The sequence below is a fragment of the Calditrichota bacterium genome, assembly GCA_013112635.1.
Lineage (GTDB): Bacteria > Calditrichota > Calditrichia > Calditrichales > J004 > JABFGF01.
Genome location: JABFGF010000008.1, coordinates 35,664 through 48,464, shown reverse-complemented (window position 1 = coordinate 48,464; position 12,801 = coordinate 35,664). Strand labels below are relative to the sequence as shown.

Annotated in this window: 10 protein-coding genes; 4 read left to right on the top strand and 6 right to left on the bottom strand. The window is 35.4% G+C overall.

The window, feature by feature from the left end:
- Positions 1-78 precede the first annotated feature (78 nt).
- The 4 genes from HND50_18115 to HND50_18100 all read right to left on the bottom strand — a co-directional run bounded on the left by HND50_18115 (position 79) and on the right by HND50_18100 (position 1,901).
- A complete protein-coding gene (locus HND50_18115) occupies positions 79-834 on the bottom strand; it encodes an alpha/beta fold hydrolase (protein ID NOG47163.1) in 756 nt (251 codons plus the stop codon).
- A gap of 20 nt (positions 835-854) precedes the next feature.
- Positions 855-1,109, bottom strand: a complete 255-nt coding sequence (locus HND50_18110) for a hypothetical protein (protein ID NOG47162.1) — start codon at positions 1,107-1,109, stop codon at positions 855-857.
- On the bottom strand, positions 1,109-1,573 hold the full coding sequence (locus HND50_18105; GenBank protein ID NOG47161.1) for a hypothetical protein: 465 nt from the start codon (positions 1,571-1,573) through the stop codon (positions 1,109-1,111). The genes HND50_18110 and HND50_18105 overlap by 1 nt, the downstream gene beginning before the upstream one ends.
- 166 nt (positions 1,574-1,739) lie before the next feature.
- Positions 1,740-1,901, bottom strand: a complete 162-nt coding sequence (locus HND50_18100; protein ID NOG47160.1) for a hypothetical protein — start codon at positions 1,899-1,901, stop codon at positions 1,740-1,742.
- Positions 1,902-1,997: 96 nt separating this feature from the next.
- On the opposite strand from HND50_18100, the gene HND50_18095 reads away from it, so the two are divergent.
- Entirely contained in the window at positions 1,998-3,098 is a 1,101-nt protein-coding gene (locus HND50_18095; GenBank protein NOG47159.1) for a hypothetical protein, read from the top strand.
- Between the two features lie 8 nt (positions 3,099-3,106).
- Entirely contained in the window at positions 3,107-6,952 is a 3,846-nt protein-coding gene (locus tag HND50_18090; protein NOG47158.1) for a hypothetical protein, read from the top strand.
- A gap of 57 nt (positions 6,953-7,009) precedes the next feature.
- On the opposite strand, the gene dnaK is transcribed toward HND50_18090, so the two are convergent.
- Both dnaK and HND50_18080 read right to left on the bottom strand, forming a co-directional pair.
- Positions 7,010-8,956, bottom strand: coding sequence for a molecular chaperone DnaK (gene dnaK / locus HND50_18085; protein ID NOG47157.1), 1,947 nt, complete (start codon positions 8,954-8,956; stop codon positions 7,010-7,012).
- Between the two features lie 240 nt (positions 8,957-9,196).
- Positions 9,197-10,729 carry a Do family serine endopeptidase gene (locus tag HND50_18080; protein ID NOG47156.1) on the bottom strand — a complete coding sequence of 511 codons (1,533 nt, stop codon included), beginning with the start codon at positions 10,727-10,729 and terminating at the stop codon, positions 9,197-9,199.
- Between the two features lie 228 nt (positions 10,730-10,957).
- Between HND50_18080 and HND50_18075 the strand changes: the two genes are divergently transcribed.
- Positions 10,958-11,443: a hypothetical protein gene (locus tag HND50_18075; GenBank protein ID NOG47155.1), complete on the top strand. Its 486-nt coding sequence runs from the start codon at positions 10,958-10,960 to the stop codon at positions 11,441-11,443.
- Positions 11,436-12,728: a HAMP domain-containing histidine kinase gene (locus HND50_18070; GenBank protein NOG47154.1), complete on the top strand. Its 1,293-nt coding sequence runs from the start codon at positions 11,436-11,438 to the stop codon at positions 12,726-12,728. Before HND50_18075 ends, HND50_18070 begins: the two co-directional genes overlap by 8 nt.
- Positions 12,729-12,801 lie beyond the last annotated feature (73 nt).

Below are 12,801 nucleotides of genomic sequence, written 5' to 3'. Positions count from 1 at the left end.
ACTTGTAAAATAATTATCTGTGAATTTCTGCGAAAATCAGTTGTAAAAAACTAAACCATCTCCAAAAATGAGATAACCTCAAATATACTTTTCAACCCAGGCAGAAATTAAACCGGCCACATATTCAGAGTCTTCTTTTCGGGTCAATAAATGATCAGCTTTATCCAGGGAGATAAAACTTTTAGGGTGTTTAGCATTGGTATAAATTTTAGCGGCTTCATTTATGGATACTGTTTCATCTATAGGCGAATGCATCACCAGTAATGCTTTTCGCATTTTGGCTAAATAGTTACTGCGATCATATTGATCAATATCTTTTAAAAATTGTTCTTTGATTGTAAATTTTCTTCCGGCAAGTGTTACTTCTGCCAAACCCTTTTCCAGAATATCTGCTTCATGAACTGCAAAATTATGTTTTACATGGGAAGCAGTCGCCGGAGCACCAATCGTTACAACAGCCTTCACTTCAGGAATTTCCATCGCAGCAACAAGTACAGCTGCTCCTCCCAAACTATGTCCGATTAAAATACCCGGAGCCTGATAGTTTGATCGCATAAAACTGGCTGCACTTTCAAGATCCTCAACATTTGACGAAAAATTAGTATTAGAAAAATCGCCATCGCTGTTACCAAGGCCGGTAAAGTCAAATCTTAAAACAGCAATGCCTTTATTGGAAAGAGCCCGGCTTATTCTTGATGCAGCAGCAATATCTTTTGAACATGTAAAACAATGTGCAAAGATGGCATAACCAACGGCTTGTTCCGGCTCTTCAAACAGACCATAAAGTGTTTCACCGGAGTTGTTTTTAAATTCCACTCTGCTTCTACTGGCCATTATACTATTCTTTCGATAATTCAATTTAATTGTTTTGACTTAAAATATCGGATTATGCCAAATAAGCTTATTATCAACCAAAATAATTCAACAATAAAAGCTGATAGATTGAAGCGAAGAAGCAATGAAATAATAATAAATGCCGCCCCAAGTGCATTTAATCCTGAATATGATAATGATGAACTTTTAATTTTACCTAATTGCAGCAATAGATAAGTAGAAATTATAAGGAGAACACCAAGATTACCAATAAAATCAAAAAAGGTATAGCCCATTAGTTTTTCTTTTTTCTTATGTAGGGCAATTCAAACATGCTCTGCTTTTTATTTCTAATTCCTTCCACGCGCGCGGTAAAATTGTCCACCCCTTTTTTGATATAAATAATCCGGGTAGGGAAATCATGATCTTTATTTTCAAAAATTAAACTATCCTGATTTACTGTAATAAGCTTAAAAGCTATGGGGCGAGGATTATGACTTACATAAGGCAGGTAAAATATAGCGCCGGACATTTCCAGCAGTCGTAAACTCTCAGAAAATGTTGTATCCTGTTTTTCTTTAGAGATTGAATAGGACGATCCTTCAAATGTATTAGCACTAACTTTCTTCCAGCTTTCAACAATTATTTTACTACCTGTATCAAGGTGCCAGTCGCCAATAAGCCAATCAAAATTTTTTAAGCTTTGGCCATGTAGGGAAACAGAAACAAAAAAAGTGAACAGGAAAATCAGCCTCATCATTCTGCCTCTTTTTAATATATTTTACGGAGTTATAAAAAGAATTGATGAGCAAAAATAGGAAGGAAAATTTAATAATGAAATTAAAAAAAGAATAGAAAGCATATTCTTTAAATAATAAAGTCTTTTGGATGACAATTCTGATGTGAATTTAATGTAAAAAAATTTCTCAGTTCGTTACACGTTCTTTTACTTTATATTCACGAATATTTATTAGATTAACCGGTCGTCTTTTTTTAATTTTCTTTACGCCAACGGCTGTATTAAAGAGGATATCTTCTATTTCTTTGATGGAAAAACCTTTAAATAATTTGTCTATATCAGTTGCCATGTTGACCTCGTCTTTATTTTTAAAGCAAATAATTACAATTGCTATGCCAAATTACATATTTGATTGATTCTGCCTGATAAACTAAATTAATATATAATGAAAACCGTTAAACTTACACTCCTGTTATTAATACTTCTCAAATGCAATAGTTTTGCCCAGGAAAAGGATTATTACTTTTATCATCCTGAGATAAAGTATGGCTCGGAATTGAGTTTTGATCCTTTAACAATGTTTCTAAATGGAAGCCTTGATATTTTGCGTAATGGAAGTCACGAAAATAATGGGGAGTCCAAAAACATTTTTAGGTTAGATTATGGGACCGGAATCCGGACAGTTTGGAATAATATCAGTGATCCGGTAAAACACATTAATCGTTTTGGGTGGAAGAATTTTATCTCAACAGAAATTTTTCCTATTAGTACAAGCAAGGAAAAAGCACACTACATTCCAAATTATACACATCATGTTATTGGTGCAGGAATGTTGTATGTAAAAACGACTGAATGGTTTGATTATCATGGGTTCAAATATCCACATCTTTATTCCATTATTACAGCAACAGCCTATCAGTATATGAATGAAGTTATTGAAAATAATCATTATGTCGGATCAAATGTAGATCCTATTGCAGATCTTTTAATTTTTAATCCTTTAGGATATCTTTTATTCAGTTTCGATTCCGTTAATAGGTTTTTTAGCAAAACCATAAGGCTTTACGATTGGTCATTACAACCCGTCTATAATCCCGTAAACCAGGAGATCGAAAATGCCGGGCAACAGTTTATAGCTAAGTTTGATTTACCCTTTGAAACATCAATGACAGGATTCGTTTATTGGGGCATTTATGGCATTGCCGGTTTAACTATCCCAATCTCTGATCAGGATAATTTTTCGTTTGGTGCAGGAACAGTTGTAAATAGTTTGAACGAGAACCGGTTAAGTGACACTCGTTTTTTAACTCCGAACACTGATGGTTCAATTAGTTTTTTCTACGATAGGAACCACTCTTTAATGGCTTCCGCAATAATTACCGGGCCACGGTTTTATAATGTTCGATTTAATGTTTACCCAGGGTTTTTCAAAATTGGCCCACTTGAGCCAGGCTTTTATGGTGGGCTGGGAGAGTGGGATAATTTTCAAATTGGAGTAACATTTGCTTATCTCCCCATCGGTTTGGTTACAGGAAAAACACATTAAGATTTATTATGCGCAAATGCTTACTCACTTTATGTCTTTTTTCTTTTTCACAATTTCAACTATATGCACAAGTAAGCCATTTTGATAAAGACTCACTCCTTGCCTCAGAAAACAGATTAAAAAAAGAAATAAAATCCCTTCCTGCTGATTTTTTAAAAAGCATTCTAAAAGCAGATTATAAAAAACCAGGCTGGAATGAATACATCCCCAAAGATGGAATTCCAATTTTAGATATCACCCTTCCGCAAATGAATTCGCGGCCCAGGTTCTTCTCTCAACAGGAAATCGAAAATGCAAAGTCAAAAATACTTACAATGCCGTATCGTGACTGGTATTTAAAACTAAAACGTGAAGTGCAGCGTGATAATCTCAACAGTAGTTTGCCGGTTTTCTATTTTTCTAATCGCTTAAAAATGCTTGCCCTGCTATATAAAATTGATGGAGATATTGAATACCTGAGAAAATTTGAATCTTTGTTAAAAGCTATTCCAGAGCCACCACAAGATTTAAATCTTCAGGGCGGTACCCAATTTGAGGGTTGGGGTGAGTTTTTAGAATCTGCACAAGCAATAGCCACATTATGCCCTGCTATTGATCTTGTTTATGATGATCTAAACCGTCAATTGCGCGAAGACATCCGTCGTAAAATGCTTATTGTTACAGGACAACTTCAGGAATCCCTGCTTTATACACCGGCAAATAATCATCTAACAGTTATTTCCATCGCTTTTCTTGAAATGGCAATTTTTGATGACCACCCCGAAGATTATATTCCGTATAACCGCATTGAACTCTGGAACAGCGGATTAAGAAACCTGAGTAGGGCCTTGGGACGAGTTGCGCCAGATGGAGGTTATGCAGAAGGGACATCATATGCACATTTTGTTCTAACCTATTTAGCTCCATTATCTTTATACTTAAAGAATATTTTGGCAATTAATTTTATGCAGCACCCACGTTTAGAAAGGCTTGTAAACTGGACTATTGCAAATGATAAAGGTAATAATCACTTTACTGCAATTGATGATGCTTTACAGCCAAATGATTTCTTTATGCCTTTACTAATTCCAGGTTCAAAGCAAGCACCTTTCTGGAATTATTATTATCAGTCCACCCCAAAGAGTAATAGAGCTTATAGTAATATGGTAGAAGCGATTCTAACCTATCGTCCGGTTGCTTCGTTTCTGCCAAATCATTTACCCAAAGATTCCTTTTATCCTGAATCCGGTCAAGCAGTTTTCAAGGACAAATCTATAAATCCCGATATTTTCGGCAGTTTTATTGCAGAGCGTGAACGATGGTTCTCTGACCGCCATGAGCATATAGATCCTTTGAGTTTTGAATTATCAGCATATGGAGAAGATTTTATTGTTGAGGGAGGTTATGGACAATGGATTGGAGATTTTGACCGATCAACATGGTACACAAGCCCCTACTCGCATAACGGAATTTTAATTGATGGATTAGGCGTGTATAAGAATCCTATTTGGGGTGATTCCAGCGGAAGCCAAATAATGGATATGTTTTATTCTGAGAAAAACTCTTCAGCCATTATGAAGCATAAAATCAGCCATGTACAGGTTGAACGTAAAGTATTTTTTATAAATCGGCGTTTCTTCTTAATGATTGATGAATTTGATGGCAGCTCATCACATGACTTTTCTCTTAATTTAAATTATGAAGGGCAATTTAGACATGTCTTTGAGAATCAATATAAAATTAGTAAAGACAATTCTGATTTAAATATCATTCATTTAAGCAGCAAACCTTCACCTCCATTAATTACACATAATTTTGGACTAAAAACGCCACCAATTCCCTCCCAACCAATCAAATCTATTCAGATAGAACACATGAATGTTAAGAATGGTGCGCTTCTTACCATGTTTTATCCATCACTAAAAGACAGACCAATTGAAATACATCAAACCGCTTTAAATAAAAAAGCTACTCTTTTTGAGATAAATGATTTTGAATCGCCTGGAATAAACCAGGTTATGGTGAATAAAGAATCTGAAGTTGATAACAAGTTATGGCATACAGACGCCCGGATTCTTATTTACCAAGATAACCTTCATGGCCATAAAACAATTTTTCTAAAAGACTTCACTTTTTTCAATCACAATGATATCAAAATATCCAGTCCATATCCGGTAGACTTGTTTATTGAATATAAAGACGGATCATGGTACGGTTATATCTATGAACCTCATGAGAATAAATATTCAATTAAAATTGAAGGCTATTTCGATCCATTGATCCGGTTTAACCGGCAATTGGTTCAAACGGATCAAGATAAAGACAGTTCATATAATATAAATTTAAAAGGATCCGGAATAATAGAAATAGGTCCAACTCATAATAGAATTACCCCTGTCTATAGATTTCATGATGAAAGCAACTTTTTATATTGGTTAAAAAACAGGCCAAAGCTACTTCAAAATAGCAAATATTGGACTGATAATGAGAAACAAATATTCAGGAATCAGGTCACTCGAAATACAATTTCTGCAATTGATGAAGCAGCACAGAAAAAAAGTAGTGATATTTTTGGAAACCCAATGATTTTCAGGCATATACTTAATAGCACAGGGCTTATCCAGGAAACATTTGCTGACCAGACATATTCATCTGTTGATATTGCCCATCGTTTTGATAAAAGTATATCTTTAGCAGACTGGGAGACCAGGTTAATTGAAGATGGTACATTTACTGAAAAAGGTCTTAAACTGAGAAATTTAAACTTTCAGGCCAAAAACTCAGATGAAAGAGGACTACATTATCGCTTTAGGAGTTTTTTTAAAAATCAAGAATCGCACTCGATACGTTTACATCAAAACAATCAAAACTATGTTTTTTACAATCATGCAAAAAATAAAGAAGATAACTTCCAGCAAATTAATGCAAACTACGTTAATGATTTTCTAACTATAAATCCGGGTTTGTTATGGTTTCAAAATTCAGACATTAACCAATTCTTTATCAACACCAAACTTCAAAATTTTTCAACCAATTTTACATCTTTTAGAAATAGAAATGGAACTACTTATTACAATGAATCTGTTAGCGGATATTGGAATAGATTTTCATTTAACCTTCAAGGGTATCAAGCAGAAAGTGATAAATATCTGGGTAGTTTTTATTTAAAACCTTTTTCTAATATTGGCTACTCCCAGAGCATAAAAATGTCAAAATCTAAAGACGATATTTGGCGGATTCCAAATGCTCACACCAATATTTCTGCTACTTTTAGTAATCAATATATTTTTTTAAAACAAAACTTTCTGGGTGATCAGTCAAAACAATTTTTTTATTATGCGTTGACAAAAAATAACTCTTATTTCAACACATCGTTTAGTATGGAGAACTATAAACCTTCATTGATTAAATATGCAAAAGTAAACTATCAAAACAATTTCCGGAATAATATTCGATATAATGCTATGATTGATATTTTACAATCCGGGTGGGACTTTCAGCAAAAGGTTGACATCCCAATAAATTCTAATATGTATATCTATCCAATAATAACCATTGATAATAAATTTCCTGAAAAAGTCAACTCATATGGCAGCGGGTTTTCAAATTACAATAGATTTCCCTTCTTTTCTCAGATTAGATTTTACGAACAGGAAAATATTATTGAATGGCAAACATCATTTTATAATCTATATTTAACTTCTTATTTGGATCTTGAGTTGTGGCTTTTAGGTATTCACAGAGATACAAACCTGGAATATTTTACTTTCCAATTAAAGAATAGTATAAATACTTTTACTCAACCGGGATTGTATTATTCCTATTCAAAACATCTTGGGGTCAGGTGGGAAGGATTTTTAATGTTTTTTTTATAAAAAAACCTCCCAGGTTTTCAACCTGGAAGGTTTAGATTTGTAAGTATTTTTAAAACCTTACTTCTTTTTTTCTTCTTTATCATCTACAACTTCATAGTCAGCATCTTCAACTTTGCCTTCTTCGGCAGAATCATCCTTTGCTGCTTCAGGCTCTTGTTCAGCTTGTCCCTCAGCACCTGGCTGTGCTCCTGGTTGCTCAGGTCCCTGGCCTTGTGCATACATTTTCTGGGCAATCTCGTTCCAGGTTGTATTCACAGCATCCAATGCAGATTTAATCTCATCTACATTGTCACCTTTTTGCGCTTCTTTTAAGCGGCCAATGGCTGCTTCGATCTTGCCTTTGTCTTCTTCGCCCAGCTTTTCACCAAAATCTGCAATTTGTTTTTCAGTTTGATAAACAACAGAATCAGCCTGGTTTTTTGTATCAATTTCTTCTCGTTTGCGCTTATCTTCAGCAGAATGAGCTGTAGCATCTTTACGCATTTTTTCAATTTCAGTCTCACTCAAACCACTTGATGCTTCAATCCTGATAGATTGCTCTTTGTTTGTCGCTTTGTCCTTTGCAGAAACATGCAACATACCATTTGCGTCAACATCAAAAGTAACTTCCACCTGCGGAACACCTCTCTGCGCAGGAGGAATACCATCCAAAATAAAGCGTCCCAGCGAACGGTTATCAACTGCCATCTCACGTTCACCTTGTAAGATATGAATCTCAACAGATGTCTGGTTATCTGCCGCTGTTGAAAATATCTGAGATTTTTTTGTCGGGATTGTAGTATTGGCTTCAATCAGTTTTGTACTGACATTTCCAAGAGTTTCAATACCAAGTGATAATGGAATAACATCAAGTAAAAGGATGTCATTTACATCACCGGTTAAAACACCGCCCTGGATACCTGCACCAATAGCAACGACTTCATCCGGGTTAACACCTTTATGTGGCTCTTTGCCAAAAAACTCTTTTACAACTTCCTGTACTTTTGGGATACGAGAAGAACCACCAACAAGAATTACTTCCTGAATTTCACTAGTCTTTACTCCCGCATCTTTAAGCGCCTGTTTACATGGCTCCAGCGTTCTCTGGATAAGATCATCAACAATCTGCTCAAATTTAGAACGGGTAATTGATATATTTAAATGTTTCGGACCAGATTCTGTCGCAGTAACAAATGGCAGATTTACTTCTGTTTCAGATGAAGAAGACAATTCTACTTTTGCTTTTTCTGCAGCCTCTTTAAGGCGTTGAAGCGCCATCGGGTCTTTACGTAAATCTACATTTTCTTCTTTTAAAAATTCTTCTGCAAGATAGTCAATCAAGCGCTGGTCAAAATCATCACCACCAAGGTGTGTGTCACCATTTGTTGATTTTACTTCAACAACATTGTCACCGATTTCAAGAACAGAAATATCAAATGTACCGCCGCCAAGGTCAAACACGGCAATCATTTCATCTTCTTTTTTATCCAGGCCATAAGCCAAAGATGCAGCAGTTGGTTCGTTGATAATTCTTTTTACATCCAACCCGGCAATTTTACCGGCATCTTTTGTGGCTTGTCTCTGGGCGTCATTAAAATATGCCGGAACAGTAATTACTGCTTCAGATATTTTTTCACCTAAATAATCTTCTGCTGTCTGTCTCATTTTTTGCAGGATCATTGCAGAGATTTCAGGTGGTGAATATTGTTTATCGCCAGCATCTACCATTACAACGTCGTTGTTACCTTTGGCAACTTTAAATGGCACCTCTTTCATTTCAGTGCTCACTTCGTTGTAAAAACGTCCCATAAATCGTTTTATTGAAAAAACCGTGTTTTGGGGATTTGTTACTGCCTGACGTTTAGCCGGAGCTCCAACCAATCGCTCACCTTTTTTTGTAAAAGCCACAACTGAAGGTGTCGTACGTGTTCCTTCTGCATTTGCAATAACAACCGGTTCCCCACCCTCCATTACAGATACAACCGAGTTGGTTGTTCCGAGGTCAATTCCTATAATTTTTCCCATTTAAAAATTCCTCATAATGTTTTAAGATTTTTTTAGTTTTCTGTTATATTTTTAGTTGCCGCGCATATATGCAATCATTGTGCCAAAAAATAGCTTTAGGGCAAAAATATAAAAAACAACAACTTACGAGGATTTTAAGAAGAAAGAGAAGTGCTGTCATAATGACAAGCACCGTTTTTTTTGACAGGTTTATAAATAAAAAACCTTCCAGATTTTCAAACCCGGAAGGTTGGTATGATATTAGTTTTTAGAATCGGGGATTTCCATAAATACAAGGCGATCAAAATTTTCGTTATTTTCAAGCTTATTGCGTACTTTTATTCTAACCACATCACCGCTTTCATAATCTTCTATTTGCTCATTAAAATCATTTACATTTTCAACATTCTTTTTATTTACTTCATAAATCACATCATTAGGCCTAATGCCCGCCTCAGCTGCAGAGCTATACCTGTCAACAGAAGCAACTACAACACCGCCATCCAAATCCAGTTGGTCAAGCTGACGGTTAGTAAGATCTTGTAAATTTAATCCCAATTCAGGTAAATCTTTTTCTTCCTTTTTTGGAGTTTTATTTGAAGCAAGCTGTGTCTTACCATCTTTATTTTGAAGAACGATATCCATTTTCCGGCTTCTTCCATCACGCCAAATTTCAACCTCTATTTCTTCACCCGGATTAAAAGTGCCAACCTTGGCCTGCAACTCATTGGGTTTATTTACTTCTTCACCATTTATTTTTAAAATTACGTCGCCTGATTGGATTCCAGCTTTATCTGCCGCGCGTCCTTCCTGAAGGCTGTTTACGAGAACACCCATTGGTTTATCAAGCCCGACACCTTTAGCTACAACCGGTGTCACCTCCTCGATATAAACCCCAAGATAACCACGGCGTACTTCACCATATTGCATCAAATCATCCACAACACTCTTTGCGATATTTATTGGAACAGCAAATCCATAACCCATGTAATAGTTAGTTCTGGTGGCGATTGCGGAATTAACACCAATTACTTCTCCATTTAAGTTTACCAGTGCTCCGCCGCTATTTCCGGGATTTATCGCTGCGTCTGTCTGGATAAAATTTTCAATCGCATCGCCGCCACCAAGGATTTGCACATTACGCCCAATGGCACTTACAATGCCTGCTGTTACTGTTGAGGTTAAATCAAGGGGGCTGCCAAAAGCCATCACCCATTCGCCTATTTTAACATTATCAGAATTCCCGAGAACTGAAATTGGTAAGTCATCAGCATCAATTTTTAAAAGGGCGATATCTGTTTTAGGATCGCGGCCAATAACTTCAGCCTCAAACTCACGGTTATCTATCAATTTAATCTTAATCTCATCCGTATCATCTACCACATGATTATTGGTTAAAATGTAGCCCTCTTTGCTTATAATAATACCGGAGCCCATACCACCCTGGCGCTGCTGATGGTTTTTATCATTAGGCATCTGGCGCGGACGACCAAAAAACTCATAAAAAGGATTGGTTCCCTGCGAAACCATTTTTACAGTATAAACAGAAACAATCGAAGGCCTGACATCCTCAACAATATTTACAAACTGAGTGCTTGGGTTAAAATTGCCGGCGGTTAATGGTTGACTATTCTGAACAGTTTTAATGCTGTTTTCTGTATAAATACTACCATCAACAGGATTTGCATTTAAACTTGAATGAGAATTAAAATTAGCCGTCATCACAATGCCAATTACAATTCCAATTGTAATCAAACCTGCGATTAAGGCAAATGGATTCTTTTGATGTTTCATGTTTTACTCCTTCATCAATTTTGGGGGAATAATTTTACAATTTAAGTTTTTAGCAATAATAAATTTGTTTTCATTACTTTCATTTTTGAAAAATTGTTCCATTCATTTATTAAAATAAATCTGATCGCTAAAAATTTTCAACTTTTTTCATAAACGATATTTGGATAATTTTGTTCTCATCACATAATACTTTAACTAAATCATTTTTAAAATAATTCGCAAAATTAGATGAATTACATAATCGATGGTTTCAATCTTGGCTTTAAAATTGATCACATTGCCCAAAATATAAAAAAAGGGCAAACCGATTTGGCCATTAAACAGATCATTCGCTTTGTTCTAAGCAAAATTAAAAGTCCGGGTAAAAAAATTATAGTTTTTGATGGACGTGAACAATCCGGACAATCTCATCAGCAAATGGCCGGGATTAAACTGATTTTTAGCAGGAAACCGCAAACGGCTGATGATATAATCCGCGATTTTATACGTAAAACCAAAAATATTGAAAACTGGTTTGTTGTCAGTTCAGATAATGAAATAATTTTTACTGCTCAGGATCTTGGAGCAAAAGCCATTAAATCGGATCAATTTTTAAAACAATCTGCCGCGGCCAAAAAAAATAAAACCCACATTCAGGACAAAAAAAGTAATCCCGAAAATGTGGATGTAGATTACTGGAAAAAATTATTCGAAGCCGGGAACGACAGTGAATAATTCCAAAACACGCTACACAATATTTTTCTGGATTGGAGTCCTGCTAATCCTTGTTCTTAATCTACTGTTGTGGATTTATGTAAACCAGGTTGAGGACAAGTTTGCATCAAACCTTTCTAACCGCTTAACAAGCACAAATAAATCTTTGGCCAGGTTGATAGATTATGATTTGCTGGACATGATTATTCCCGGAGAAACAAACTCGCTTGAGTATTTTTCAATACACGAAATTTTAGAAGATATTCGGGATCAGGACAGTCTGCAATCGATATTACTGCTTTCAACGCAGGGCGAAATACTGGTTTCTGCTCCGGAAATTCTTGGCCTGCAAAAAGAAATTAGTCAGCCAAATAGCATCTTTTTTAATAATGCCAAAGATGGGATTTACTCAACTTCAGAACTGATTCAAATTTCCGGTGAATGGTTTTTATCCACATTTGGGCCGGTAACAGATATTGACGGGCATGTTGTGGCAATTTTAAAAATTGAAGCCAAGGCCACCTATTTTGACACTTTGCAAAACCTGCGTAACCAGTTACTTATTTTCAGCTTGATTAACTTTCTTGTAATAACCATTATTGCCGTAATCCTGTTTAGGATGACTGATCGTGCTTTTAAATACCAGGCCACAATTAAAGACCATGAACACCTGGTTCAATTAGGAACAATGGCTGCCAGTGTTGCACACGAAATAAGAAATCCGTTGGGAATTATCGAAGGAAGTAATGAACTAATCAAAAAAAAATATGGCGAACAGGATGATGAGATTTTTGAGTTCATTCCCAGCGAAATAGTTCGTTTAACAAATATTATTGAAAGTTTCCTGAATTTTGCGCGAACCCCTGTTATTAATAAAACTGAGTTTTTACTTGAGCCGCTAATAGCCAGAATCAAAGTTGGAATAAACCCATCAGAAAATATCATTTTAGAGAATAATAAAATGGGTATCAGCATTTTAACAGATGAAAATTTGCTGGAACAAGCATTATTAAATATTATCAAGAATGGAATTGAGGCGGCAGCTGATAAATCCGTTCAACTTAAAATTGAAGAATCAAAAAATAAGATACGCTTTATAATAAAAGATGGTGGCAAGGGAATTGAAAAAGAAGAATTGAAGAAAATTTTTCAACCTTTTTTTACAACAAAAGAAAAAGGAACGGGACTTGGCCTGGCAATTACAAAGCGAATTATTGAAATGCTTAGTGGCACAATTTCAGTTAAATCCGAAATTGGTATTGGAAGTGAGTTTATAATTTCGCTGCCACATAATTCAAAAAAATAGAATATTGTTATTTTGATGCTCAGGAGAGCATTCCTGCCAATAGAAGAATTTCCTGACAGCGACATGATAATAT